The sequence below is a fragment of the Bacillus sp. ISL-18 genome, assembly GCF_018613415.1.
Taxonomy (GTDB): domain Bacteria; phylum Bacillota; class Bacilli; order Bacillales; family Cytobacillaceae; genus Neobacillus.
Window position 1 is genome coordinate 284,608 of sequence record NZ_JAGGQG010000003.1, and the last position, 26,333, is coordinate 310,940.

Consider the following 26,333-nt stretch of genomic DNA (forward strand, 5'->3'; position numbering starts at 1 on the left):
ATTCCTTGTTATCGCCAATTCCATCTATTTTTGAAGTAATTGACTGATTTCTTTCTTTGTCGGAAGAGAGGAAATGGCCCCTTTACCAGCCGTTGTAAGTGCGCCACTTGCATTCGCAAAGGCAAGAATTTCCAAATAATGGTGATGTAAGATTTCTTCAAGGCTTTGTTGTCTAACATTTTTTTCTAACAGTTGATATAAAAATCCCCCTATAAAAGCATCTCCTGCGCCAGTGGTATCCTCTACATCCACTGTAAATCCGCCTGATTGATAGCGTTGGTCATTTGCATATAGTTCTGCACCTTGAGAACCTTTTGTAAATATGACAGCCCTTACGTCGCCAACAAATAAAGATTGGATGGCTTGGTCTATGTCTTGGATCCCTGTAATGAACTCCAGCTCTTCATCTGATATTTTTAAAAGATGTGCGGTTGGAATAAATTCCAAAATGGTTTTTCTGCAATCTTCAGGATCTCTCCACAGTGGGAGCCGTACATTTGGATCGAAGCTGATCAGACTTCCTTTAGCCTTTGCTAAATGAATGGCCTTAACATGTGCCTGCTTCATTGGACTTTCCACTAAATCGACAGAACAGAAATGGAGAATATCCCCGTTATTAAACCAATTTTCCTCTATTTCATTCTCTTGAAGCAAAAGGTCAGCAGAAGGATTGCGGTAGAAAGAAAAATCCCGCTCCCCGTCAGAACGTAACGAGACGAAGGCAAGCCCAGTATTTGCCTCACTTGTTCTTAAAATTTTATCAGTATTTACACCAGCCTGCTGAAGCTGCTCTAAAAGAAAGTCACCAAAAGCATCGTTACCTAACTTAGTTATCATCGAAGACTTTCCCCCAAATTTCGCCACCGCTGCTGCAACATTTGCAGGAGCACCGCCAGGCGCCCGCTCAAATGCAGTCACATCTTTTAAGGCTCTTCCCTTTTGAAGAGGAATGAAATCGATTAATACCTCACCAATTGAATACATAGTTCTCAAGTTCTTCACCCCATCCTCTTACTAAATGTCCCATTTACTCGCTTGAAATAATACTCTTCCACCTTCTGCAAAAAAGCGAATCTCCTTGCTGTCAGCATTCGGGAAAATTCGGCTTGTAAATACCTCTTCCCCGTCGTTTATAAAGATCTCAACAGAAGAGATATCCACAAAGAGGTGAAACTTTATTTTTGAGCCCTCCATCGGGCACTTTCTCACTGTCCCATACGCTTCGCCAACTGGTTCCCCTGAAAAGGTGCGATCTAAAATAACCTTCTTTTGAGCGGTATCGTATTTAACAACCGTTTTTTCCTGTTCTCCCGCCCTGAATTCAACACCGAAAGCCTCCGCATCAAAACTTTCAAACTCACATTCCATTTCATAAGATGTGCCATTAAAATGTTCGTAGACCTTCTTCTCATCAAAGATTACATCCCTTATGACGTAGAGCCGTTTGCGAAGTTTTTTAAGCTCCTTTACTGGCTGTTGAATGAGGTTCCCCTCCCGAATGGATAATTCTCTAGGTAATGTCAAACAATGGGCCCATCCACTTTTATCTGTCGGGTAATCAATTTCCGGAAGCCCCATCCATCCAACTAAAATCCGCCGTCCGTCTGGGTCTAACATCGTTTGTGGTGCATAAAAATCGAAACCTCTATCTAATTCTTGAAAAGAGCCGTGTGTTAGGGTTCTATTTTTTAGATCCAATGGTTCACCAAGTATATAACCAGATTGATAAATGTTTTGAAACTCATCTCCATCAGGGGTCAGTCCCTGAGGGGAAAAAATCAAAACACCCTGCCCCTGCAATTCCAAATAATCCGGACACTCCCACATATAGCCAAACGAGGGGAGACTGGTTTGCAATTCCCCTACAAAATTCCAACTCAGCAAATCCTCCGAACGATATAACACGATACATCCGGTTTGATTTTCCCGCTGAGCTCCAATAACCGCGTAGAAGTGAATACCCTTTTTCCAAACTTTAGGGTCACGAAAATGATCCGTATAGCCGCGAGGTACATCATAGATAACAGGCTTGTCCCATTTTTTAATTTCCCCCGTTTTATCCATAATTGCAAGGCATTGGTAAGGATGTCGCATCCAATTCTCATCACGTGTATTCCCTGTATAAAGTAAATGCAATTTACCTTCATGTTCGACTGCACTTCCTGAATAGGCCCCATGGCTGTCATAATGATTCGTCGGTTCGATTCCGATCCCGACATTATCCCAATGAACCAAATCTTTTGACTTCGTATGGTACCAGTATTTCAAACCATGGACAGGTCCAAGCGGAAACCATTGATAAAATAGGTGATATTCGCCGTTATAATATGAAAATCCATTCGGATCATTTAGTAGACCTGTTTCTGGCTGGATGTGAAAGGTTTGACGCCACTCACAGCCCATAACCTCTGATTGCAATTTCAAGAGTTCTTCCCTGCTTGCTTCTTCTATCCGGCGATAACGCTGCTCTTTTGTCCACACCATGTTTGTTAACTCCTTTTAAGCAATGAAGGAGAATCAATTGATTCCCCCTTCACCTTTTATTCATTATGCTGCCTGTTTTTCCACGTTCACTGAATTCTTCTTAGCATCCCTTTTGGCTAATACGATTGTTAACATGAATGCTATAACAATCGAGATGGCCATACCCATACAGTAGTAAGGGATGGAATTTGGCTTAATCGAAATAATACCTGGAAGACCCGCTGCTCCCATTGCCACAGCTTTTACTTTAAAGAAAGTGACAAAGGCGGAGCCGACAGCTGCTCCACTAATCGCTCCGATAAACGGAAATTTTAGCTTTAAGTTGACACCAAACATGGCAGGTTCTGTAATACCTAACAATGCGGAAATACCTGAAGCAGAGGCAATACTTTTCATCTTTTTGTCTTTCGTTATAAGAAAAACAGCAAGAGTTGCAGCTCCCTGAGCTACGTTTGACATGGCAGCTATTGGGAATAAGAACGAACCGCCTGTTTTGGCAATATCAGATAGTAATTGGGTTTCAACCGCTATAAAGCTTTGGTGCATACCTGTGATAACAATTGGACCATAGAAGAATCCAAAGATCCCGCCGCCAACAAATCCAGTCGTGTTATATAACCAAACAATTCCATCTGTAAAAAGGTTACCAGCAGATCTTGTAATTGGACCAACAAATGCGAATGTGAGTACCGCTGTTACAAGGATAGAAAGTAAGGGTGTTAATAAGTTATCCAACGCAGATGGAATAACTTTTCGTAAGTTTACTTCAATTTTCGCCAGGATAAAGGAAGAAGCTAGTACTGGTAATACTGTTCCTTGATACCCTACTTTTTCAATTTCAAAGCCAAGTATATTCCATACAGGGACTTTATGGTCGATTAAAGCAGCTCCGTATCCATAAGCATTTAACAAATCGGGATGAACCATAATCATTCCAAGTGCTGCTCCTAAAAAGGCATTACCGCCAAATCGCTTCGTAGCTGAGAAACCGATTAAAACTGGCAAGAACACAAAGGCAGCGTTTGCAAAGGTGTTAATCATGGCTGCTAAATCAGCGATACCTGGGTTCGCGTCGATTAACGACTTTCCAGCTATAAATAAATCTTTTGCGGTTAATAGGTTATTTAATCCCATTAAAAGACCGCCTGCAACGATAGCCGGGATGATCGGTACAAAAATATCAGATAACAATTTGATGAGCTGTAAGAGTGGATTTTGTTTTTTGACCCCTGCAGTTTTTACCTGACTTGTAGACATTTCGGAAATACCAACAAGATGAATGAAATGCTTATACACTTCATTCACAATTCCAGCACCTAGGATAATTTGGAATTGTCCCCCTGTTGAAAATGTTCCTTTAACCGTTTCAATAGCATCCAAATCAGCTGAATCAATCTTGTCTTCATCATGTAATACTAAACGCAGCCTGGTGGCACAATGTGCAGCAGCAGATACGTTCTCTTTTCCTCCGATTGCAGCCAAAATGGCCACTGCAACTTCCTTGTGGTTCATCACTCATTCTCCTTTATCATAGCTTTTTGGTTGGTACCGGTTCCAATTCGCTGCAAAAAAATAAATAATAAATCCCAAAACAACGGAACCGGTTCCAAATTGTTTTAAAAATAAAATATGGAACCGGTTCTAATTAACTTCAAATTAAAAGGTTCCTTTTGGAACCGATTCCATACGTATTATAATTTATGATTATATAAGTTGTCAACGCTTTCCCTTTCAATTATTTTATATTTAGAAAAAATAACTGGGGGCAGATCTTCACTGCTCAACAGTCGAACCATGCTTTGAGCTGCCACTTGCCCAGCGTCTCTATAATAAAACTTAACAGTGGTTAAACTAGGGTGTACAATTTCTGTTACTTCATACCCGCCGAACCCTGTAATCGACAAATCCTCTGGGATCCTGATCCCTTTTAAATGGGCAGCTTTTATTGCACCCAGAGCGATGTTATCGGTAGCACAAACGATTAAAGATGGGTTAAATTCGTCAATAATTTGGGGTACTATGGTGATGGATTCAGCCATTCTAAAACTTGTTTCATAGTATTTAACTTCACAGCCCCGAGCCTCTTGGATGGCTTTTCTAAAGCCTTCCTTTCTCTTCACTCCTACCGCTATATCCTTTTCTGTGACACCTAAATAGGCAATTTTCCGATGGCCTTTAGACAAGATATACCTGCCCATATCATACCCTGCCTCATAATCATTATGAATGACACTATATACCTCTTTATGCTCTTGTCCAACAAGCAATATTGGAATTTGCAGCTGTTGAAATGCTTCAAAATGCGTATCCGTAATTTGTGTGGCCAATAAAATAATTCCTGCGACCTTTTGCCTAGCCATTGTGTATATATTTTCAATTTCACGGTCCAGATCCTGGCTAGTATTTGAAATTAACATTTGGTAATTTAGTTCCCTAAGCTGTTGGTCAATTCCTATTAACGTCTGCGACGTAGCATAAGAATCCAGCCTGGGCACAATGGTCCCAATAATATTCGGTTTCTTTGCCTTTAAACTTTGGGCAAATGTATTGGGGATATAACCAGTTTCTTTTATCACTCGTTCAATCTTTTTTTTCGTTAATTCACTGACAGATCCACCATTTAAGTACCGGGAAACCGTACTCTTGGCAACACCAGATAATCGGGCAATGTCTGCAATAGTTTTCATCGTTTCATCCCCATTTTCATATAGCAAAATTATATATTTTATTTCAACCGGTTAAATTTTAATCATTTTTCCAGGTTATTTAATTTAGAGTAATTTATTTTAGTATAAATCATTTTCTCCATTATGATAGTCAATTAGAATAAAACGGTTGAACTTTTTCCTGCTGTTCCTTAAAATAAAATTGAATATTATTTCTATCTGCTAATTATTTTTGGAACCGGTTCCTTTCTGCGAACTATTTTAGCACAGTAAAAATAATCATTAAGGTGGTTTTACACATGTTTAAAAATTTATTTAAAAAGAAGACGTCTGAAAATGATCCATTTATCTTACAACCGTTAGAAGGACAACTGCTCCCAATTGAATCTGTTCCAGATCCTGTTTTTTCACAGAAAATGATGGGAGATGGCTTTGCCATCCAGCCAACAAAGGGAACGGTAGTTTCGCCAGTTGATGGGAAAGTCATTAGTGTATTCCCAACTAAACATGCTGTGACCCTTGTCGATCATAATGGAAGGGAGATTTTAATTCATGTAGGAATGGAGACCGTCAGCTTAAAAGGTGAAGGATTCACTGCCTTTGTTAAAGATGGGCAAACAGTAAAAAAAGGACAAAAGCTGCTCGAGGTTGATTTTGAATTGATTAAAGATAAGGTTCCATCCATTATTACCCCAGTAGTATTTACAAACTTAAGTGATAATGAAAAAATCATCCATGATGAACAGGGAATCAGAATTAGTTAATCCTGTTTAGCCTCTCTTAAATTTTAAGAGAGGCTTTGTTAGAGCTGACATAGCAAGAATCACTCCATGTTAGTTCTCTGTATGAGTTAATTGCTTCTTCTTCTTTAATAAGATCAAATAATAGAAAATGTAATAGGCAAACATAATCAGCAATAATCCTGCTGTCCAAGAACTTCCAACTGCTGCACTGATGTTTTGATAACTAGACGGTTGTTGGTTTGATACGGACGTTGTTAGAATCCCGGAAGTATACATACGATAAAATCGGTAGATCAATCGAGCTAAAAAGATAAAGGTAACTGTACTTCCAATCAAGGTATTGGGGCGGTAGTAGTAATGCTTTTCCCGCTTTTCAAACGTTGTTAATGAAGCCCCATAGTAAGCGAGCAGAATCCCGGCTATAATCCCCACCACATCTGAAATTAAGCTGATTGGATGAGTAAGTCCTCCGGAGAAAAAAATCAGCCCAATTATAAAGAAAATACAGGTCCTGACCACTAATTTTCTTGGATTTAGTTCCTGCCAGCCAATATTTCGGCGTACCCTCCTATAGATAACGAAACAAAACAAAGCGATAATGATGACGATAGAATACATGTTTTACCTCCAATTTAGAAATAAGTAGTTAGCGAAGTATAATTTCCATATATATGTAACATATAACGTAAATATTTAGTACACAACCATTGTTTTTATCAAAATTCAGAAAATATGTATAATGAGATCAAAGGAGTGATAGGGTTGAGTTTGAACTTACGAGGTCACCATTTATTATGCGTCCATGGCTTTCGCGGCATGGGATATAGTCCTGAGTTTGTAAGGAAGATGAGCGCAATCGTCGAGCAAATCAGGGATGAGCAACAAGATTTCCCAATAAAGGTTGTCGCCGCACTTGATGATACTTGTTGTACGTGCCCCCATAAGGGAAAAACAACCTGTGAGGCAAGTGCAGGTTCCAATGAACATGTCCTAACAATGGACCTTAATGTCATCCGTCAACTGGAATTAATCGAAGGGGCTGTCTATCATAAGTCCTATTTAGTTCAATTAACGGCAGAAAAAGTCAAACCAGAGGATTTGGATTATTTATGTAAGGGATGCTCCTGGCTTTCCTATGGAGTGTGCAAAGAGGGGATTGCCGATTTGCGGGAAAAGTATGTAAAATAGTAATGTGATTATATACGAGATTACTATAAGATGTCATCTCCAGACCCTGTTTAATCTTAGTTGATGCTGGTCAAAAATAGTTTTCTGTTATCATTTCGCAAAATATTTAGGCAGAGGGTTATTAGAATTTTTGAACTGCATCATTTTCACTCTATCTTTTTAAAAATAGTGAGAATATTTCTTTCTTATTAGGAAATCTTCATAAGAGAGATGCTAATAAACTGGAAGGAAGATGCTTGTGGCTAATCTAACTATTTATGTAAAAGAAGCTGTCAATGAACAGCCGATTCAATCACTGGAGTCTGTCCTTTCGCAGATCGAAGGTATTGAGAGAGCCTTGGTAGACACTGCGGACGGTGAAGTGAAAATTGAATATAATGAAACCCAGGTCTCTCCTGAAAAAATTAGAGAGACAGTTCTGCAACATGGATTAAATCTTCAGGATTAGTTTATTGTTTAGGAGCTAACAGCTTACGCTAAAATCCCCCAAATTGTTAGTTTGGGGGATTTTGGCTTTATCCTTTTTTAGTTTATAAACCTCCGCAGGACTGGTTGGTCTCCGCTGTTTGTTGTTTATTATGCGCTTCTCCAGTTTCTTTTGAAACTGATTCAAGTCCATAACCTGTTGAGCTAATTTCAAGTTTCTCTTCTTGGTTCTTCTTAGCGGTTGGATTAAGGTTTGGATCAAAATTGTTTGTGGTCATTGGGCTCCTCCTTAGGGTCTAATATATAAATTATCTGCAATCCTTCGGTTTTTCATGATAAATTTATGTTTGTTTGTGCAGTGCCCCTGCTTGGTCTCCAAAATCAACTGGTTGACATAGTATTTAGGAGGAATGTCTTACTCCCAAAAGATTTTACAGTAAATTTACATTTAACCTATCTTCCTTTTACAAAAATTGCCTATACTGTGGTTATTAAATACTCATAAAGGAGTTACCAAATGATTGAATTCCTAACCCGCTTGGTCATTTTGGTTCCACTTTGCACTCTTCTTTGTCCTTAACTGAATCATTCCACTGTAAATATTCATTCCATCTATTATCCTGCCCAACTAATTAACATTTTCAAAAAACCTTAAATACTCGTCCCAACCTCGCTCATAATTAAAATTCATTTTTCCTAACCAAAAAATTATTAAACTAGACAAGGGCAAAAGCACATCCCCCACATAAACTGTAAGTACCGTGACATATTTGATTATTTGTACTCATATACTTGTAAAACATTTTCACTGGAAAGGGGAATCTTGACCTATGGATATTTGCATTTCTTGTGGAAAAGAGTTATCGATTATGGAGAGAAATAGGACTGAATGCTGGGAATGTAGAGATACGACAGTAGAAGCCTATACTGAAGAAGAAAAATAGTCCTTATGTTGTTATGACCTTTGGCTTGTAGAAAAAGGCCCAGTCCCTAATGTTTGGACTGGGCCTTCTAATTTTTTTAAAAAAATTAATGTCTATAAAGGATTATGAAATCACCATCAGTGTTAAACTAAGCGGGAGTTTAGGTACGAAGGGCGGTGTCCTCTATGAATTTTGCTCAAGCCCAAGATACACTGACTATGGTGGAATGGATTCTTCGAGCTGTCGTGGTTTTTTTCTTTTTGCTGATCGTGGTTAGAGTTTTAGGACAGCGGGCCATCTCCCAGTTAAGACTCCTTGATTTTGTGATTGCGTTAGTGATTGGAAATATTATTGCCCATCCCTTATCAGACCACCATCTTGAGTTAAAGGGCTCTCTGACAACAACATTTGTATTGGTTGTGCTGTATCTTGGCGGTATTTTTCTTAGTCTAAAAATCCCATGGTTTAGACGGCTTGTTAACCATGCCCCGATCACCCTCGTTCAGGACGGAGAAATTTTTCTCAAAGGATTAAAGAAAGCAAGGATTACCATTGATGATTTATTAGAAGAATTACGGGAAGAAAAAGTAAATGACCTGAAGAAGGTGGCTTTAGCAATCTGGGAAGCCGATGGGAAAATCTCTGTCTTTTTAGACCCAAAATATGAACCCATTACGCCAGCTGCCTGTAAAATGGCCACAGAACCATTTGAATTGCCAAGGATTATTATTAAGGAAGGCAGAATTAATTCAGAAGAGCTAAAACAAATACATAAGGATCTTAACTGGGTTAATACCGCGTTAGAACGAATATATCAAACGGAGGTTAACAACGTTTTGCTCGCAACCCTTGATTCTAAAGATAATCTAAAAGTTTTTTTATATAAGTGATAAACTGACTCAAAGTGACTTTGAGTCAGTCACAGTCCCACTTTTCGAAATGTTGGATCCTTCTACTGCATGGGGTTGGCGTAGTCATTTAGTAGAATTTGTACCTCGTCCGTTTCATGGATCAGCCCCGGTCTTTCAACTGCACAAACAATTCCCCTTCGCTTATAGCCTGCTTTGACAAAACGAGTGGCAAGCTTGTCATGGCCCTCATAATGCTGTTGGATCTCTTCACCTGGCAAGGTGCAAGGCATATTTTCCCCCATACAAATTAATCCTGCTCCACTTGGGAAAAGGATTCGTGAGCCAAGCGTGAGTTTCGTTAAATCTGGAAATCCCTTTACTAGCAGGTTAGCTCCCAGCCACTCCAGTTTGATCTGGTCGATTCCAAGTTCATCAGCAATTTGCTGTAATTCCTCTTGGGAGACAATCGTAATTTGCCTGCGGTTGAGGATTTCCGTCCCTCTTGGAAACATAGGCTGTCTTGAATCAGCCTTACTTGTTATCCCAAAATGGCGGTCACCCCGTATTCCGCCGAATTCGAGCAGTGTTTCGGAAATCCGTCTAGTTACGAAGGTCTCTGGAAGGTCTGCTATTAATAGTGCTATAATGGTTGCTTGTGCCTTTTTCAAATAAATACCTCCACTTCTATTTGTAGAAGATGTTAATTCAATAGTACCATATTGAATCCTAAAACATGCCAATTGATTTTTACAGCCTTCTGCCAATACAATGAATCTATGCTTATAATTAGTGAAGAGGAGCCAAGTATGTACGTTTACCGTGATTATCCCGAATTTTCCTGGTCCAATTCCAGACATAAGACCTTCTTAGAGTGCACCCGAAAGTATTATCATCAATACTATGAATCTCATAATGGCTGGGAGTATGAAGCCCCTGAAGAAAACAAGACCGCTTATCGCCTTAAAAATATTAAGAATATCCCGATTCTTCTAGGGGATGTCATCCATAAGGTGATTGACCAGCAGCTCAAAAATTTTCTAAATGGGAAAACACTCCTTACTGAGAGGGAAATGGTTGATTTGGTAACGCACCACCTTAATAAGGCCTATCTCGATTCAACCAAAAACCGCACACACTGGATTCGGAAGCCGAAGCGATATCAGATGCTTCATGAAATCTACTACGGAAAAGGGCTGAGCCCTGATGAGATTAGCTCTGCCAAGACGAAGCTGCGGCTATGTGCGGCTAACTTCTTTAGGAGTAAAACCTATAAAGATATTTTGAACAAGTTAGAAATGCAGGTTCTCCACTCAGAGGATTTTCAAACCTTTGAAGTGAACGGAGTGGATGTATTTGTTGTTCTCGACTTTGTATACAAGGATGTAAGTCAGGAAAAATGGGTTGTGGTCGATTGGAAAACTGGTAAAGAGTCAGAGGAAGACCGGAAGCAGCTTGCCCTTTATGCCCTGTTCCTCACCCAGAAACAAGGGATCCCAATTAAAGACATCGTCCTGCGGAATGAGTATTTGTTAACAGGCAAAAACCAGGAATATCAGTTAACCCAGTTTGAGATTGACTCCGCTCAAGTATTAATGAATGAAAGCATCTATCATATGCTTGGCTATCTCGAAAATCCTGTGAGGAATAAGCCATTACACATAGACCAATTTGAGAAGAACTCATCCAACAAATGCCAGCGCTGCAACTTTAAAGAAAAATGTGAAGTTTAACGATGGTGTCAGGCACCACAAAAAGACAGTGTCCACTGGTGGCTGACACTTACATATCGTTTTCCCATAAGCCTAGGTGTCCTTTTGCGGAGATCGGTTGTTGTAGCAGCTGCATGTGTTTTACTTCCCATGCATAGTTTCCCACGTTGAAGTCTCCCAAGTAGTAGGAGTTTTCTGATACTATGGTGCCATTTTCTAGGACGGCCCATGTGGAATGGTTGTCGGTTACCACTAAGCAATTAATTAGCTCACAGGTCGCGATAATTAGTCCGGTTGGGAGAGTATCGACCTTATATCCATGCTTTCCGAGCAAAGCTTGAATAGCTGGGTGGGAGCAGGCTTTCTTATCTATCTGTTTACTTGTATGGATGGCCAATGGGCCCCGGTAAGTGGTTCTCCACGTCCTGGTTTCATATGTGGCTTCTCTTAGTACAAAAAGGCTAGCCCAAGGCTGTTTCATTGATAAAACCTTCATAAAACAAGACCCTCCCTAAAATAATGTATTTTAAAGTATTCGCCCAGATTCTTACCCCGATTCAGTCTTTTAAGCACTATTAACTACCTTCGGACCCCGCCTTTATGACTTTCAGTTGTCAATAAGCTTTATTGACTACCCTCGTGCCTCTTTTCTTTAACCTTCAGTCGTCAATTCGCTCTATTGACTACCTTCGTGCCTCGTTATTTTTAACCTTCAGTCGTCAATTCGCTCTATTGGCTACCCTCGTGCCTCATTTTTTTAACCTTCAGTCGTCAATTCGCTTTATTGGCTACCCCAGTGCCTCATTTTTTTGAACTACGGTCGTCAATAAGATTCTATTGGCTGCCCTGCCCTCAATCTCATCAGTTCACAAAATTATTACATAGTTAACATTAGACCTAACCATAATTTTATAGTATAGTTTGAATTGTTAGACTACTATTTTTACAGATTGTACCTAAAAGTGAAATGTATTGGAGGAAACGGTGAATGCAATATCGACGTTTAGGCAATACGGGATTAAAGGTCAGTGAAATCAGTCTTGGAAGTTGGCTTACCTATGGCGGATATGTGGAAGAACAAAATGCTGTTGCTTCAATTGATCAAGCTTATGAATTAGGTATTAATTTTTTCGATACCGCAAACGTTTACATACGAGGTGAGGCAGAAAAGGTTGTTGGAAAATCATTAAGCAAATATCCAAGGAGCTCTTATGTTCTAGCAACAAAAGTATTTGGAAATATGGGTGAGGGACCCAATGATCATGGTCTTTCTCGTAAACATATCATAGAGCAATGTGATGCTAGCCTAAAACGCCTTGGCATGGATTATATCGATATTTATTATTGCCATCGCTTTCACCAGGATACCCCACTTGAAGAAACATTGCGTGCACTTGATGATCTTGTCCGTCAGGGAAAGGTTCTTTATCTAGGTGTTAGTGAGTGGACAGCTGAACAAATCTCTGAAGCCGTCCATATTGCTGATAAAAAGCTGTTGGATCGGATTGTTGTCAATCAGCCTAATTACAGCATGCTTCACCGATATATTGAAAAGGAAGTCATTCCAGTAAGTGAAAAACATGGAATCGGCCAGGTGGTCTTTTCTCCTTTAGCACAGGGTGTGCTTACAGGAAAGTATAAAAAAGGTGAAATGCCGCCAACAGGAAGCCGTGCGGCGCAAAAAGATTTAAATCTATCTCATGTGCTTACAGAGCAAAACCTTGATAAAATAGAGCAATTAAAGAATATAGCTGCGGAAGAGGAACTAAGTTTAAGCCAGCTTGCACTTGCTTGGATTTTAAGACAGCCAAATGTAGCAAGTGCCCTTATTGGCGCAAGCCGTCCGGAACAGCTGTTAGAAAATGTAAAGGCCTCTGGCGTGACCTTATCTACTGAAAGCCTTGAACAAATTCATGAAATTTTAAACCCATAGGCAAAAATTGAAAGAGCACCTGCTACTAGCTTAGCAGATGCTCTTTTTCGTTTCCTCCTTATTTACCATCTGTCCTATCTACTTCTATTTGAAGCTATACGATATAAAAAAGAGCTTAATCGTAGACCAATTGAAATATCTATATTTAAGAATGATGAGGCTTTTTAATAAATAACGATAAGACAACATTGACCACCGCTAATACTAAACTAATGGAAAATACAACGGAAGAACCCGCTGCTGCTGCCTGTGGCAGTTCGTTGCCATTGCCGGCAACTGCTAAATAACTATCTTCTTTGGCAGAAAAAATGGATACCAGTACAGCAATACCGACTGCTCCAGCTACCTGTTGAAGTGTTTGAGTAAGCGCAATTCCATCTGGATAGTACTGTTTCGGAAGCGAATTTAACGTGTTAGTTTGGACAGAAGCAAGAACTGCCCCTATACCTAACATCATAATAATATGTGTTACCACTACCCTCCATATCGCCGTGTCTGCACCAAATTGTGAATAGAACACATAACCAATTGCTACTAAAATGGTACCAGGCGTAATAACCGCTCTTGGACCATATTTATCAAATAAACGTCCAATCGTTGGAGCTAATACGCAGTTAAGTAAGCTTCCTGGCAGCAGGATTAGTCCTGTTGTAAAAGCCGCAATTAATAGAGCCATTTGCATATACATCGGTAAGATGACCAGCATGGACAACATATTAAAGAACGTAATAAAAGTCATAAAGACTCCAAGAACGAAAAGTGGGTACTTAAATGCAATTAAATTCAACATAGGAGTTTCCATTTTCGTTTGACGAATGGCAAAAATAATCAGTGCTATACATCCAATAATGATAGATCCTAGAACTGTTGCACTCGTCCAACCTGCTTCACCAGATATACTGAATCCGTAAACGACCCCGCCAAATCCAATCGTCGAAAGAATAACCGATACTGTATCAATTGAAACCTTACGAACCTCATTAACATTCGGCAAATAAAGCACCCCAAAAATAAGAGAGAACAGTAAGAATGGTAAGGTAACCAAGAAAATCCAATGCCAAGATAATGTATCTAATATAAGTCCTGCAATTGTTGGGCCAAGTGCTGGGCCAGCTAACATGACTAAGCCCATAACTCCCATTGCAGCGCCTCGTTTATTTGGAGGAAAAATCGTAAAAATAACATTTTGCGTTAAAGGTAAAGCAATGGCTAAGCCTGCTGCTTGAACCACACGTGCCGTCAATAAAAGGCTAAATGCAGGTGCTACTGCTGCTAAAATGGTCCCGATAAGGGATAATGATATAGAAGTCAAAAACATTTGTCTGGTTGTAAACTTTTGCATCAAGATACCTGTTACCGGTACTAAAATACCTAATGTTAAGAAATAGCCTGTTGCCAACCATCCAATCGTTGTTGCATTTGTGTTAAATATTTTCCCTAAATCCCCCAAGGCAATATTTAATGCTGTTTCACTAAATAGCCCCACAAATCCCGCCACAAAAAGGGCTGCCATGATTGGACCTGTTTTAATTTGTTTATTTACCATTGAACCTGTTTGAACTTGTTGATTAGTGATCGATCCTGTTGTGATTTGTTCACTCATTTATTTAAACTCCTTTAATAGATATAGTATTACTTACGAAATATCCGTGTTGTTGAAAGAGTGCCGTCGAGATGTTCATTATCAACGATTTTGTATCCAATTCCCAGAGCCCACCTCCCCAAACCAACCGGTCTGTTTATAACAATAACAAAATTTTTTTCCATACGTCAAGTCTTTTTTCACAAGTTTGACACAATCATTGGTAAATCCACCTATACCTAAACTAGTTTCCCAACCCATTCATAAAAGTGTCTAATTGTAACATGCTATTAATAAAATATTTACACTTGAGGTGAAGGAATGCGAAATAGGTTCATTCTCGGTATTTTCACATTAGGATTAGGCATTATTCTGTTTGCTACGATACGGCCGTTTTTCTTAGATAAAGGAGAACAGCGAAACAATACTATCACCCGCACAGATATCGGCAGCAAGCCTTTGCAGGTAAAAAACATTCAACATCCGAACGGCCAAATTCAAAGAATTAATATGATTAAAACCAATCACCAGCTCGTCCACAGGCTCAACAACAGCCCGGCAATCAAGGTGATTCACCATAATAAGCAGGACAAAAGCCATTACTATGAAAAAGAAATCGTCGTCAATTTCAAGACAACTCCTCCGCAAGAAAAAATAAATCAATATCTAAAAGACATTGATGGAAGCCTGAGAGAACAACATGAAACCGTTTATATTTTTAAATCAAACCTTTTATCTACTAATGAACTGGAAAAATATTTTATCAAAAATCAAGCGGTTGAATATGCAGAGCCTCATTATATTTTTATACCAAATGAGGTCAACGATACCTATTACCAAAGTTATCAATGGAATTTGCCGGCAATTGGGACAGAACGGGGCTGGAACCTTAGCCGCGGTTCCAAAAAGGTGAAAATTGCAGTAGTTGATACGGGTGTGGACCTTGATCATCCTGACCTGGCGCGGCGTTTAACAACCGGCTATAACGCCATAGATAACAACAACAAGCCAGATGATGATAATGGCCATGGCTCACATGTGGCCGGTATTATTGCTGCCGATACAAATAATGGTGTGGGTATGGCAGGAATTACGTGGTATAACCCGATTATTCCTGTTAAGGTAATGGGCGCCGATGGTACTGGTGGTTCTTTTTACGTTGCAAAAGGAATCCGCTGGGCGGTCGACCATGATGCAGATGTGATTAACTTAAGCCTTGGAAATTATCAAAGTTGTGATATCTTAGAAAGTGCGATTGATTACGCATTAGAAAAAAATGTCGTTGTCATTTCTGCAGCTGGTAATGATAATACCAGCCAGCGAAGCTATCCCGCTGCCTATCCGGGTGTCTTGGGGGTAGCTGCGGTGGATTGGGATGGAAAACGTGCGGAGTTCTCAAACTTCGGAGATTATGTGGATGTCGCTGCACCGGGTGTAGATATTCCAAGTACATTTTCCAATGGAGAATATGCCTCCCTTTCAGGCACCTCCATGGCCGCACCGCATGTTGCCGCTTTAGCGGGTCTAATCCGTTCAGTCGATCCAAAGCTGAAAAATACCGATGTAGTCAAAATCATTACTGGCAGTGCGCAGCCGGTAGGTAAAAACACACGAAGTCCTTACTTTGGGAATGGGATTATAAACAATGCTGCAGCTCTCCAAATGGCAGAGAAAAAGAGTAAGTAGTGTTCAAACCGACTCTACTTGCATATTTTTCATAAAAAAATGGCTCCGTTCAACTGAACCGAGCCATTTTCATTTTCTCACAACTATAAACTAGTTATATTTAGAGAGGTTTAACCCATTGTTTTCCTCCCACTCTGCATATAATACATCCCTATAATCGTTAATATCTCGATTGGTTAACTGTTCTTTAAGCCATTCTTCTGTCAATCCTGCTTCTTTAAGATTTCCGACAACCAATTTTCCATCCATGATCAGAGCAAAGGGCAAACTCACTTTCTTTTTAGGAATATTTAGGTCTTTTTTTGTAGGAGCCCCGTATTCATGTTTGGGGACAATGCTTAATTGTCCGTCCCGTTCCAAAATAACATATTCTGCCTCAAAGATCGAAAAGTATCCTTGCTTTCTCATTTGCTGCTGCAGTTGATTTAAATCAATATGATTCTTTTTCAAGCTTTGATAAAGGATTTGTCCATTTTGAATTAATAATGCAGGTTTGCCTTCAAACATGACTCTAAATGCCATAAACTTTTGGGTTGATTTTTCTACACAATAAATCAGCAGTCCCCAAAAGACAATGGTGAAAACGATTTCCGTTATATCAATCCGATCATCAAATACGGCATCCCCTACAAAATTCCCCATGACCAATCCAGTGATAAAATCAAACGGGGTAATCTGTGAAAACTGAATTTTCCCTAAAAATTTTAATACTAGGAGAAGGGTAAAAAAGCCAACTATTAATTCCAAAGCAATATCTAAATACATACATTTTTCTCTCCTAAATAAGCCCTAGATGATTCGTTAAATTTATAGTGTTATCATTTCCCAGATTTTATTATGTATTCTCTTTACTTAAGCAGTACCAACTCTCTCATTTTTTCACGAGATCCTCGGGGCTGAATCCCTATTTAAGGAGAGCTTCTTTTTGAAAAAGGAGTTGAAAAAATTTCCTATTCCTTTAATATAGAAGTGACATAATATTTTCAAAAGTTAGTTATTTTGTACTAATTGCCATATGGATGTTGTATGAAAAATATCCCTAAATTGGAGAGATATATTTTTGCCAAACTTATATGATAAATTACCAATTGATGTATTAGCTCAGTTTTATTTCCATATTAATAAAAATATCGAAAAAGAGATCTTATCAAAAGCGATGTATTATGAAATTAAGCTGATTAAAAAGTCCGTTATTAAAAAAGGACTTCAGATTACCGATCTTGATAGATATATAAAACACCCGATTAGATAAATTTCAATTCAGTAAGCTTAAATAAAAAAGAGCTGAACGATTAATCGTCCAGCTCATAAAAGGTTAAATATGAATCCATGGTTACCTGCATCGAAGGCATTAACCACGATAAGGACTTTTCTCTTATTTTTTCTTATTCCGCAGGTGCCTCTTCGACTGCTATTTGATAGGCATCTAAAATCGCTTCACTTTCTAGTGGATCTTCAATACCCACTAAATACTGGTTTCCCTCTTCTCCTTCAATCTTCATGACAATTGTTTCATCGTCCGCCGCTAAAAGTGCATAGGATTCTTCCTCCATATCAAACAATGCCTCTACAGCGAATTCTTTACGATTGCCCTTCTTATCTTCAATTGTAATAAAATCTCTTGGTTCATCAACCATCAGTGCCACCCCTTTATCGGTTCTCATTATACTTTTCCCTTCAGGGTAAATCGTTATGAGGTTTAACATAAGAAAAGCGAAAGCGCCTTGTTCAGCCCCGACAAGCACAAGACGAGCCGGTCGAAAAGTTGCTTTTTAACCTTTTGGACGGATTGGCTTGTGACCTCGAGGGGCTAGGCGCTGGAGCTGGACAATTCTCAAAGTCGAAAACTTTTATACTTTCTTACCTTATAAAAAAGCAGACAGTAGTTGATACTGTCCGCCTGTTTTCATGATTCACGCATTAAATTTTTCCATTCAATTCGATACAAATCCCGCCGGCGATCCTGTAATTGCCGGACCGAGCCGGATTTTTGTGAACGTCTTAACTTTTCGATATCCACGTCACCTACAACCACCGTATCGATATTAGCATCACATTCCCCAACAATTCCATCACGGGCAAATTCAAAATCCGAAGGGCTGAAAATCCCCGATTGTGCGTATTGGATATCCATATTTTTCACATGAGTTAAGTTCCCCACCGTGCCAGCAATACAGGTATAAATTTGATTCTCAATTGCCCGTGCCTGAGCACAATACCTTACCCGTAAATAGCCTTGGCGGTCATCCGTACAGAATGGAACAAAGATAATGTTGGCCCCCATATCGACAGCCATTCGGCCAAGTTCGGGAAATTCAATATCGTAACAAATGAGGATCGCGATTTTCCCACAATCCGTTTCAAATACATTGAATTCATTACCTTCAGAAATTCCCCACCATTTCCGCTCATTCGGGGTAATATGTAACTTAGACTGCTTCTCAATCGTCCCGTCCCTCCGGAATAGATAGGCTACATTATAAATCTCACCATCATCTTCCACAAAATGGGAACCTCCGACAATATTGACATTGTATCGAACCGCTAGTTCTGTAAACAATTCGATATATTGATCTGTATGAGTTGCTAGCAGTCTTACCGCCTGGTCAGGTCTTTTTTCTTCTAAATAGGACATCAATTGCGTGGTAAAGATTTCTGGAAATACCGCAAAATCAGAACCGAAGTCTGCCGCCACGTTGACATAATATTCAACCTGCCGCTTAAACTCGTCATAGCAGTCAATTTTTTTCATCATATATTGAATCGCACAGATTCGGACAGGATCTGCTGCACGAAACACGCGCCGGGAATTTGGATGGTAATCGATATTGTTCCATTCCATGAGCGTCGCAAATGCCTCTGATGCCTTATCATCAGGCAGGTATCGGGAATTAATCCGCTTAATCCTAAAACCCTGTAGGAGCTGGAAGGATAACACCGGGTCATAAATGCTGTGTCTTTCAACGGCATCAACATATTCACGGGCTGTCATTTGTTCTTTGTATAAGTGATAGTTGGGTATCCGTCCGCCAATAATAATGCTTTGCAGGTTTAACTGGCGGGCCAGTTCCTTTCGTGCTTCATAAAGCCGATGGCCCAGCTTCATGCGGCGGTATTCGGGATCGACCATTACCTCAATTCCGTACAGGTTAAATCCCTCTGGGTCATGATTGGTGATATACCCGTTGTCTGTTATCGTATTCCAAGTGTGTTGGTTTTTGTATTCATCAAAATTGATAATAAGACTTGAACATGAGCCGACAATTTTGTCTTCATATTCCACACAGAACTGGCCTTCAGGAAAAATGCGGATATGACTGCTCAGCTGTTCCCGCTTCCAAGGTTCCATATTCGGAAAGCATACCTTGCCTAATTCTATAATTTCATCAATATCTTCCATTCGTATGTTGCGGATAATAATTTTCTTTTCGTATTTGGATACATCTGTTTCAGTCACTATCTCTCACCCTCTCGTAAGAGTCTTACCCTTATTTTTTAAAAAGTAAACTATTCTTTATTTATAGTTCCCAATAAAATACTTAATTACAAATTCTTACTCAATTTTCTTCAAAGAAGGAGTTGCCTAGAAAGGTGGAGAATACACTTTATAAGGTATACTGGTTCTGAAAGGATGAGAGCAGATGACAATTATCTTAGGAATAGTAGGATTACTAATTACATTACTGGTCATTGCCACTATTTTATCGATAGAAACTCAGTTAAAAAAACTTAATAAGACAAATGAGAAAATTGTGGAATTGCTTACTGATTTAAAGAAAGATCAGTTAAAGTGATTGGTAATCTTTTAAATTTACCAAAAAGGGGGCCCATTCATGATTGAACTACACTATTTTGAACGAGCAGATTTTCACCAACTGATTAGCTGGATTGATTCGCCTGCATTTCTGCTTCAATGGAGTGGTCCTGGTTTCGACTACCCCTTAACAGAAGAGCAATTAGAAGAATACATCAAAAATGCCAATAAGGAAGATTCAAGTACCTTTGTATATAAAGTAATCGATCAAGAAACCCGAGATGTGATCGGACATATCTCATTAGGAAGAATTGACAGAAAAAGTAACTCCGCGAGAATTGGCAAAGTGCTAGTCGGCAGTCAAGGTATAAGAGGGAAAGGAATAGGTCAGCAAATGATCAAGGCGATTCTTAAGATTGCTTTTGATCAACTACATTTACATCGAGTGAGCCTCGGGGTATTTGACTTTAACATTGCCGCGATTGCCTGCTACGAGAAGGCAGGTTTTATGAAAGAAGGTTTACTTCGGGATTCAAGTAAGAATGGGGACGAATACTGGAGTTTATGGGAAATGAGTATGTTAGAGGAAGAGTGGTTAAACGTTAGAACATAAAAAATGACTTGGATTTATAATGGATAAACTTTTTAGCAAATTAAAAAGGACCCAGTACTTTATTAAACTGGATCCAGGGCTTTACAATTTTTCTTTTGTTAAGGATAATTCCTTTATTTTATCAATCCAATCCTTGAAACTCCCAAATTCATCAGGGTCAAATCCAAAGTGTTCTTTTATAAGCCCGACTATCTCATTCTCCTGGTCTTGAAGGGCGCCATCGGAATAAATCAATTGTAATAATTCAGTTAAAACGATATTTTTAGATCGTTCACTTTTGAAGGTTTTTAGAATTTCCTCAACAGCCATCCCTGTTGGTACATAATTCTCAAGTTCCAATTCTTTCTGGTACTTGTTAAGTATAGTGGTCTCAAATATCGATAAATTCCCATCAATGGATGCAATTAATAAAGCTAGTTCAAGAAAAGCGGTCTTTTCCTCTCGCTGGAGTTCTGCTAAAAACATCGCTACATCTCCTTTTCTTCTTTCTTATATATACGAAAAAAGTTGGACAAAGTTTCAACTTTTAAAAGATTGGCAAACAGTGGCACAGATTCCTGGATTATAATAAATTGATACAATATTAATTAGTTTATGCACTAGTGATGATAAAAGGAGAGGAAAAAATGGATCGAAATAAATTTTCAGCAATAGCCCATCGTGATCATGCATTTGCTAATCCTATTGGTGAAGCTAAGCTCATGAAAATGATAGGAATGACGGCTCTAAAGCCTAACGATAAGGTGATCGATATTGGTGCCGGGAAATGTGAACTGTTAATCCGTTTAGTGGAAGGCTATCAGGTAAAGGGGACGGCTATTGAATTGTATGATGGTGCAATTGTAGAAGCACAACGACGGGCAGCCGCGCGGATACCAGAGGATAGCATTGACTATATCGCTGCAGATGCAAGTGTGGCGGTAAAAGGATTAGGACTTGGGAGTTTTGATTTGGGAGTATGCATCGGTTCGACTCACGCTTTGGGTGGTCTTGAGGAGACGCTAATGACACTTAAAAATCTTGTTAAAAAGAATGGTTATATTTTAGTTGGTGAAGGATATTGGAAGCAGTCACCAAGCTCAGAGTATTTAGAGGCGCTTGGCGGTGCAGATGAATCTGAATGTAAAAGTCATGCTGATACGGTCAGGGCTGGTGAGGAGTTAGGGTTAATCCCGCTCTGGTCATATGTGGCAGGTGATGAAGAATGGGATGATTATGAGTGGCTTTATTCCTCTTCTATCGAGAATTATTGTTTGGAGCATCCAGAGGACCCCGATGTTGAGGCAATGCTAGAGCGGATCCGGTCTTGGAGACGGACCTATTTGCAATGGGGCCGCGATACTTTGGGGTTTGGGTTATATTTGTATAGGAATTTGTAGAAGTGTTGGCGTACTAAGTAGGGAAATTTCTAGAAGAATACTTTTTAGATGATTAGCTCGGATTTGTCCTTCATGGTCTTGATTGAGAATATTTTTGGTTGATTTTAAAAGTCTATTCGACAACAACAAAAAGACTGCATATAAAATGTCCAATAGGCAATTGTCTATTGGACAAAACCAAACCAATGTCATCTATATTGTCTAATAGACCCGCCCTATCGGACAAACTCATCCATTAATTTTTTAAAATGTCTTTTTACAAATATTCTATTAGACAAAATTCACTGAAGCTCATAGAAACTGTCTAATAGAATCACTACTTCCGACAGATATCCTTCATCAGCCACCAAAATACTCCTTCCGCACAATCTCTACATTGTCTTTATGACACTCCTTCGTAAAGTTAGACGGAAATGGCATTTCCTTTTCCAAACCACTCAGCTGGACAGCATCCTCCTCCTTCACAGCCGTTATCATGCGCCTCAAATAATCCTGAGACAGTTGAATCCGTCGCTCCATCTCTTCCTGACGAGCTGTTGCTTGCCCATGCCCTGGCACAAGCAAGGACACTCTATGATTCAACAATACTTGTTCCGCCTTCCGAAGTGTTTCCTCATATGCTTTAGCACTGTAATAAATAAACGGGAGCTCAAAATCAGAAAGGTAATCACCCGCAATCCATAGCCCAAGCGGCTCGACTAACATAAATACGCCATCATGCGTATGACCCTGCGCAAGGTAAAAGGTCAGTGTCGTCTCCCCCAGCACTAGCTGCTCCCCATCTTCACAAATCACGTAATCTACTTCCGGAAAGCCAATCTTATAGGGAGGTTCAATGTAATACTCATTATAAAATTGCTCAATCAGCTCTAGCTTTTGCTCTTTTTGCGGATGTTCCTGCAGTCCTTTGCTGCCGATCACTTTCGCGCCAGGGAACGCATGATACCCGATGATATGGTCAAAGTCCCCATGTGTAAACAGAAGATACACTTCTCTATCCCCTTGAACCCGTGTAACATGCTCCTTAATTTCCTCTATCTCATGTGGAACCCAGTTCGGGTCAACCACGATAACGAGGTCTTCTGTTACAGCTACCGTACAGGTCGTCTGAAATAATGCACTTTGAAACACCGTTATCGATTCATTTTGAAATTGGATCATAGCAGCTCTCCCCCCTCTAAGGAATTAATAATATTTTCCCTGTACTTTTACGGCTTTCAAGATGCCGGTGAGCATCCTGCCCATCCTTCAGTGCGAAAACGGCGGGCTCCGCTACTCGGACTTTCCCCTCACCCATCCAACGGAAGAGCTCTTTTGAACGAGCAACCCGCTCCGCGCGGGAGGTAAGTACGTTCCAAAGGTCTCCGCCTGTCAGGGTTTTCGATGTATCCATTAACATCCTTGGATCAACAGGAGCTGGGTCTCCTCCGGCCATTCCATAAAATACAACTGTGCCGCCAACACGTGTAACTTCAAAACTGTCGGAGAGCGTCGACCCTACTGAGTCAAAAACCACATCGACCCCTTTGCCTCCGGTTACTTCCATCACTTGTTTTTTCCAATCATCCTGATACAAGAAAACCGTTTTCGCTCCCGCATCCTTTGCGGCAGCCGCTTTTTCCTTAGATGATGTTAAACCAATAACTTTTCCCCCGAGCAGGTTTACAATTTGAACGAGCAGCTGTCCTACACCACCAGCAGCAGCATGTATCAGAACCACGTCATTCTCTTTCACAGCATAACTATCACGCGATAAATAGTGTGCAGTTAATCCTTGAAGCAAGACAGCTGCCGCATCTTTCAATGAGATGGATTCCGGAACTGGGATTGCTTTTTCAAATGGAACAGCAACGAACTCAGCGTTCGCATATGGTACATCAGCGAATGCAATTCGGTCGCCCACCTTTATCCCTTCTACCTTTGCTCCTACCTTTTCAACCATACCAGCCCCTTCATACCCTAAAATATAAGGAGGTTTGCCCGCTAAGTGGTAGTTCCCTTTTCTTCTGTATATATCAGCAAAGTTCAAGCCTATCGCCTTCATGTTTACGAGAATCTCCTCGTGACCAATCATTGGATGATCAATTTCCGTATATTCGAGAACTTCTGGACCGCCAAATGTATTAAATACTAATGCTTTCAACTAAAATACCCTCATTCGTTCCAAATTTTTTGTTTACGCTACTATTATTTAGAAATGTCCTTTAGAAAGCAAGTAATAAAAAGGAGGCTTCACTCTGAAAGAAAGGTAAAAAAAGTGTATTAATAACAAAAATATAAAAGGCTTGTGTTTGCAGCAACAAACATCAAGCCTTTTATTGGTTAAACAGCATCACGTAAATAGCTTATGGCAGACGGTATAGGATCCATAAACAGAAATGCTTCCAACAATAAAAATCATTGCCGGAATTAAATAGATAAGATAAAGCGAAATCAGGAGAATCCCAATTAACAAGACTGTTGTCAAAGGATAAGAAATAGCCATTATAAGTGAATTTCGAATAACATGTTTCCACTTAGTCTCAAAATGAGCCATTACGGGAAATAAATAAACGGTTATCGATAAAAATAATAGAGCTAACACCCCAAGAATACCCATCATTAGCTCGTTCGAATGCACCAGCTGATAATTGAGAAAAATTAGATAGGCTAATCCAAACCACAGGAACGAGAGTCCCATGCTCTGGAAAAAACTTTCCCGGAATAACCCGAAAAAGGTTCGGAAAACCCCGTCTGTTTCTTTGCCTATAACCCATTTTCGAATCACGCCATACATCGCAGTTGTCGCTGGAAAAATGGTCACCACTGGAATGCAAACAATAAGCCAGATCAGATTCAATAAAAATAGGTCTACCATTCTTTCAATGCCCCTCAGCATTCGACTATTTAGGATATTCATGGATGACTTCCCCTTCTTATTTCCAGATTGAGTTTAACTGATAGACTTCTAATGAGACGAGTGTAACATCTCCTCCACTTGCAAACAATGCTAATCCATCACTTGTGCTGCTCGGAAAAATTAGGTCTGTCATGATCGTTTCACCACTATTAGCAAACACTTCAACTGAACACCAGTCTAGGAATAAACGAAGTTTCACTCGATTTTCCTCTGGTTCTACTCTTGCAGAGTGTCTGCAAGCGAATAACGGATGGAAAGAAGTTTCACCTGAATGCTCGCGGTCGATAAAAAGTTCCTCTTTTACTGCATCATAGCCAATAATCGTCTTTTCTTCATTTGAGTTTCTTACTTCAAATCCGAATTCAGTTGCAGAATTCAGTTCAAACTCAGCCACTATTTCGATTTCTTTTCCTTTACAATCGGATAGCACATTGTCGGAATTTGAGTGAATGATTATATCTTGCCATTTTCTGTTTTCATTCCGAAGACTTTCTATTTCCTTTACAGGAGTCTGTGTTAATCGGATGCCTTCAGGCATGTTGTGAAGTGACAACTCCCTTGGCAGCGTCATAGCACTTCTCCATTCTTTCGTCGGTGTGATGTTGGCGTATTTCCAATTACTCATCCAGCCGATAAATACCCGTCTTTCGTCCAATGTATCCGACCAGGTTACTCCTGCATAATTGTCACGGCCGTAGTCGACCCACAAAACCGTTTCATCGGGATTATCATTGATAAACGTTTTTCCATCGAATTCTCCAACAAAATACTGCGTTCGGGAACCTTCTGGGTACGCCTCATCGTTTCCGATGCTGACAATCATAACCCATTTCTTCTTATCCGTATCACCAATTGGCAATTTAAACAGGTCCGGACACTCCCATACTCCGTCATGGGAACCGGCAGCCCTGCCAAATTCACTTGCAAAGTCCCAAGTTTTTAAGTCATCTGAAAGATAGATTCTTACATGGCTGCCAACAGCTAAAATCATGATCCACTTATGTGACTCTTCGTGCCAGAATACTTTTGGGTCGCGGAAATCTGCGATAGTATGATCGATTAAAACGGGGTTTCCATCATATGTAATCCAAGTTCTCCCTTTGTCCGTACTGTAAGCGATGCTTTGCGTTTGTTTTGGTCCATCCGCTGAAGTGAATATGGCCACAAGGCCTGTTCCTCCGTTAAAAAATCCACTGGAATCCTTCCAATCCACTACTGCACTTCCAGAGAAAATTGTACCATTTTCGTCAGGATATAAAGCAATCGGCAGATGCTCCCAATGAATCAAATCCGTGCTTACCGCGTGTCCCCAATGCATGGGCCCCCATACTGTGCTATACGGATGATATTGATAAAACAAATGATATTCTCCTTCAAAATAAACCATCCCGTTGGGGTCGTTCATCCAATTGGCTTCCGGTGTAAAATGATACTGCGGCCGATAGTTTTCTGTGTACTTTTCTGAACTTAACAAATTAGATTTCTCAGATACCATAG

Annotated in this window: 27 protein-coding genes and 1 pseudogene; 11 read left to right on the top strand and 17 right to left on the bottom strand. The window is 39.8% G+C overall.

Annotation, left to right across the window (positions count from 1 at the left end):
* Nucleotides 1-24 precede the first annotated feature (24 nt).
* From J7E81_RS07260 to J7E81_RS07275, 4 genes are all read right to left on the bottom strand, one after another.
* Nucleotides 25-993, bottom strand: a complete 969-nt coding sequence (locus tag J7E81_RS07260; RefSeq protein WP_215041493.1) for a carbohydrate kinase family protein — start codon at nucleotides 991-993, stop codon at nucleotides 25-27.
* 21 nt (nucleotides 994-1,014) lie between these two features.
* Nucleotides 1,015-2,484 carry a glycoside hydrolase family 32 protein gene (locus J7E81_RS07265; RefSeq protein ID WP_215041494.1) on the bottom strand — a complete coding sequence of 490 codons (1,470 nt, stop codon included), beginning with the start codon at nucleotides 2,482-2,484 and terminating at the stop codon, nucleotides 1,015-1,017.
* Between the two features lie 63 nt (nucleotides 2,485-2,547).
* On the bottom strand, nucleotides 2,548-3,996 hold the full coding sequence (locus J7E81_RS07270) for a sucrose-specific PTS transporter subunit IIBC (RefSeq protein WP_215041495.1): 1,449 nt from the start codon (nucleotides 3,994-3,996) through the stop codon (nucleotides 2,548-2,550).
* 179 nt (nucleotides 3,997-4,175) lie between these two features.
* A complete protein-coding gene (locus tag J7E81_RS07275) occupies nucleotides 4,176-5,171 on the bottom strand; it encodes a LacI family DNA-binding transcriptional regulator (protein WP_215041496.1) in 996 nt (331 codons plus the stop codon).
* 335 nt (nucleotides 5,172-5,506) lie between these two features.
* Between J7E81_RS07275 and J7E81_RS07280 the strand changes: the two are divergent.
* Nucleotides 5,507-5,914, top strand: a pseudogene (locus J7E81_RS07280) (PTS sugar transporter subunit IIA); the annotation flags it as partial.
* A 69-nt stretch (nucleotides 5,915-5,983) separates the two neighbouring features.
* Here the strand turns inward: J7E81_RS07280 and J7E81_RS07285 are convergent.
* The gene (locus tag J7E81_RS07285) at nucleotides 5,984-6,511 is read right to left on the bottom strand and encodes a CcdC protein domain-containing protein (protein ID WP_215041498.1); all 528 of its coding nucleotides are present in this window, start codon (nucleotides 6,509-6,511) and stop codon (nucleotides 5,984-5,986) included.
* Between the two features lie 114 nt (nucleotides 6,512-6,625).
* On the opposite strand from J7E81_RS07285, the gene J7E81_RS07290 reads away from it, so the two are divergent.
* Both J7E81_RS07290 and J7E81_RS07295 read left to right on the top strand, forming a co-directional pair.
* Nucleotides 6,626-7,081 (top strand): DUF1284 domain-containing protein, encoded by a 456-nt coding sequence (locus J7E81_RS07290; RefSeq protein ID WP_215041499.1) that lies wholly within the window; start codon nucleotides 6,626-6,628, stop codon nucleotides 7,079-7,081.
* Nucleotides 7,082-7,313: 232 nt separating this feature from the next.
* Nucleotides 7,314-7,529 carry a heavy-metal-associated domain-containing protein gene (locus J7E81_RS07295; RefSeq protein WP_251028496.1) on the top strand — a complete coding sequence of 72 codons (216 nt, stop codon included), beginning with the start codon at nucleotides 7,314-7,316 and terminating at the stop codon, nucleotides 7,527-7,529.
* Between the two features lie 82 nt (nucleotides 7,530-7,611).
* On the opposite strand, the gene J7E81_RS07300 is transcribed toward J7E81_RS07295, so the two are convergent.
* Complete coding sequence (locus tag J7E81_RS07300) at nucleotides 7,612-7,785, bottom strand: hypothetical protein (protein WP_215041501.1); 174 nt, start codon at nucleotides 7,783-7,785, stop codon at nucleotides 7,612-7,614.
* An 830-nt stretch (nucleotides 7,786-8,615) separates the two neighbouring features.
* Between J7E81_RS07300 and J7E81_RS07305 the strand changes: the two genes are divergently transcribed.
* Nucleotides 8,616-9,320 carry a DUF421 domain-containing protein gene (locus J7E81_RS07305; RefSeq protein ID WP_215041502.1) on the top strand — a complete coding sequence of 235 codons (705 nt, stop codon included), beginning with the start codon at nucleotides 8,616-8,618 and terminating at the stop codon, nucleotides 9,318-9,320.
* A gap of 62 nt (nucleotides 9,321-9,382) precedes the next feature.
* Here J7E81_RS07305 and J7E81_RS07310 read toward each other — a convergent pair whose 3' ends face one another.
* Nucleotides 9,383-9,949, bottom strand: coding sequence for an MOSC domain-containing protein (locus J7E81_RS07310; RefSeq protein ID WP_251028497.1), 567 nt, complete (start codon nucleotides 9,947-9,949; stop codon nucleotides 9,383-9,385).
* 138 nt (nucleotides 9,950-10,087) lie between these two features.
* On the opposite strand from J7E81_RS07310, the gene J7E81_RS07315 reads away from it, so the two are divergent.
* The gene (locus tag J7E81_RS07315) at nucleotides 10,088-11,011 is read left to right on the top strand and encodes a PD-(D/E)XK nuclease family protein (RefSeq protein ID WP_215041504.1); all 924 of its coding nucleotides are present in this window, start codon (nucleotides 10,088-10,090) and stop codon (nucleotides 11,009-11,011) included.
* A gap of 49 nt (nucleotides 11,012-11,060) precedes the next feature.
* On the opposite strand, the gene J7E81_RS07320 is transcribed toward J7E81_RS07315, so the two are convergent.
* On the bottom strand, nucleotides 11,061-11,486 hold the full coding sequence (locus J7E81_RS07320; RefSeq protein ID WP_215041505.1) for an ASCH domain-containing protein: 426 nt from the start codon (nucleotides 11,484-11,486) through the stop codon (nucleotides 11,061-11,063).
* Between the two features lie 492 nt (nucleotides 11,487-11,978).
* Between J7E81_RS07320 and J7E81_RS07325 the strand changes: the two genes are divergently transcribed.
* Nucleotides 11,979-12,923, top strand: coding sequence for an aldo/keto reductase family protein (locus J7E81_RS07325; protein ID WP_215041506.1), 945 nt, complete (start codon nucleotides 11,979-11,981; stop codon nucleotides 12,921-12,923).
* A gap of 145 nt (nucleotides 12,924-13,068) precedes the next feature.
* Here the strand turns inward: J7E81_RS07325 and J7E81_RS07330 are convergent, their stop codons facing one another.
* Nucleotides 13,069-14,526: a DHA2 family efflux MFS transporter permease subunit gene (locus tag J7E81_RS07330; RefSeq protein WP_215041507.1), complete on the bottom strand. Its 1,458-nt coding sequence runs from the start codon at nucleotides 14,524-14,526 to the stop codon at nucleotides 13,069-13,071.
* Between the two features lie 300 nt (nucleotides 14,527-14,826).
* Between J7E81_RS07330 and J7E81_RS07335 the strand changes: the two genes are divergently transcribed.
* Nucleotides 14,827-16,191, top strand: a complete 1,365-nt coding sequence (locus J7E81_RS07335; RefSeq protein ID WP_215041508.1) for a S8 family peptidase — start codon at nucleotides 14,827-14,829, stop codon at nucleotides 16,189-16,191.
* Between the two features lie 90 nt (nucleotides 16,192-16,281).
* Here the strand turns inward: J7E81_RS07335 and J7E81_RS07340 are convergent, their stop codons facing one another.
* Nucleotides 16,282-16,956, bottom strand: a complete 675-nt coding sequence (locus J7E81_RS07340; protein ID WP_215041509.1) for a YetF domain-containing protein — start codon at nucleotides 16,954-16,956, stop codon at nucleotides 16,282-16,284.
* 295 nt (nucleotides 16,957-17,251) lie between these two features.
* Here J7E81_RS07340 and J7E81_RS07345 point away from each other — a divergent pair, with 295 nt between their 5' ends.
* Nucleotides 17,252-17,443 (top strand): hypothetical protein, encoded by a 192-nt coding sequence (locus tag J7E81_RS07345; RefSeq protein ID WP_251028498.1) that lies wholly within the window; start codon nucleotides 17,252-17,254, stop codon nucleotides 17,441-17,443.
* 133 nt (nucleotides 17,444-17,576) lie between these two features.
* On the opposite strand, the gene J7E81_RS07350 is transcribed toward J7E81_RS07345, so the two are convergent.
* Entirely contained in the window at nucleotides 17,577-17,855 is a 279-nt protein-coding gene (locus J7E81_RS07350; RefSeq protein WP_251028499.1) for a DUF1292 domain-containing protein, read from the bottom strand.
* Nucleotides 17,856-18,097: 242 nt separating this feature from the next.
* Entirely contained in the window at nucleotides 18,098-19,591 is a 1,494-nt protein-coding gene (locus tag J7E81_RS07355) for a GNAT family N-acetyltransferase (protein WP_251028519.1), read from the bottom strand.
* A gap of 241 nt (nucleotides 19,592-19,832) precedes the next feature.
* On the opposite strand from J7E81_RS07355, the gene J7E81_RS07360 reads away from it, so the two are divergent.
* Together J7E81_RS07360 and J7E81_RS07365 are read left to right on the top strand one after the other, a co-directional pair.
* Nucleotides 19,833-19,985 carry a hypothetical protein gene (locus J7E81_RS07360; RefSeq protein ID WP_215041511.1) on the top strand — a complete coding sequence of 51 codons (153 nt, stop codon included), beginning with the start codon at nucleotides 19,833-19,835 and terminating at the stop codon, nucleotides 19,983-19,985.
* Nucleotides 19,986-20,024: 39 nt separating this feature from the next.
* Nucleotides 20,025-20,558: a GNAT family N-acetyltransferase gene (locus tag J7E81_RS07365; RefSeq protein WP_215041512.1), complete on the top strand. Its 534-nt coding sequence runs from the start codon at nucleotides 20,025-20,027 to the stop codon at nucleotides 20,556-20,558.
* A gap of 81 nt (nucleotides 20,559-20,639) precedes the next feature.
* Here J7E81_RS07365 and J7E81_RS07370 read toward each other — a convergent pair whose 3' ends face one another.
* On the bottom strand, nucleotides 20,640-21,023 hold the full coding sequence (locus J7E81_RS07370; RefSeq protein ID WP_215041513.1) for a hypothetical protein: 384 nt from the start codon (nucleotides 21,021-21,023) through the stop codon (nucleotides 20,640-20,642).
* Between the two features lie 161 nt (nucleotides 21,024-21,184).
* Here J7E81_RS07370 and J7E81_RS07375 point away from each other — a divergent pair, with 161 nt between their 5' ends.
* Nucleotides 21,185-21,937 carry an SAM-dependent methyltransferase gene (locus J7E81_RS07375; RefSeq protein ID WP_215041514.1) on the top strand — a complete coding sequence of 251 codons (753 nt, stop codon included), beginning with the start codon at nucleotides 21,185-21,187 and terminating at the stop codon, nucleotides 21,935-21,937.
* Nucleotides 21,938-22,276: 339 nt separating this feature from the next.
* On the opposite strand, the gene J7E81_RS07380 is transcribed toward J7E81_RS07375, so the two are convergent.
* The 4 genes from J7E81_RS07380 to J7E81_RS07395 all read right to left on the bottom strand — a co-directional run bounded on the left by J7E81_RS07380 (nucleotide 22,277) and on the right by J7E81_RS07395 (nucleotide 26,331).
* Nucleotides 22,277-23,098, bottom strand: a complete 822-nt coding sequence (locus J7E81_RS07380) for an MBL fold metallo-hydrolase (protein ID WP_215041515.1) — start codon at nucleotides 23,096-23,098, stop codon at nucleotides 22,277-22,279.
* 16 nt (nucleotides 23,099-23,114) lie between these two features.
* Nucleotides 23,115-24,080: a quinone oxidoreductase family protein gene (locus J7E81_RS07385; RefSeq protein ID WP_215041516.1), complete on the bottom strand. Its 966-nt coding sequence runs from the start codon at nucleotides 24,078-24,080 to the stop codon at nucleotides 23,115-23,117.
* A gap of 189 nt (nucleotides 24,081-24,269) precedes the next feature.
* Nucleotides 24,270-24,836 (bottom strand): YesL family protein, encoded by a 567-nt coding sequence (locus J7E81_RS07390; protein ID WP_215041517.1) that lies wholly within the window; start codon nucleotides 24,834-24,836, stop codon nucleotides 24,270-24,272.
* 16 nt (nucleotides 24,837-24,852) lie between these two features.
* The gene (locus tag J7E81_RS07395; protein ID WP_215041518.1) at nucleotides 24,853-26,331 is read right to left on the bottom strand and encodes a glycoside hydrolase family 32 protein; all 1,479 of its coding nucleotides are present in this window, start codon (nucleotides 26,329-26,331) and stop codon (nucleotides 24,853-24,855) included.
* Between the last annotated feature and the right edge of the window lie 2 nt (nucleotides 26,332-26,333).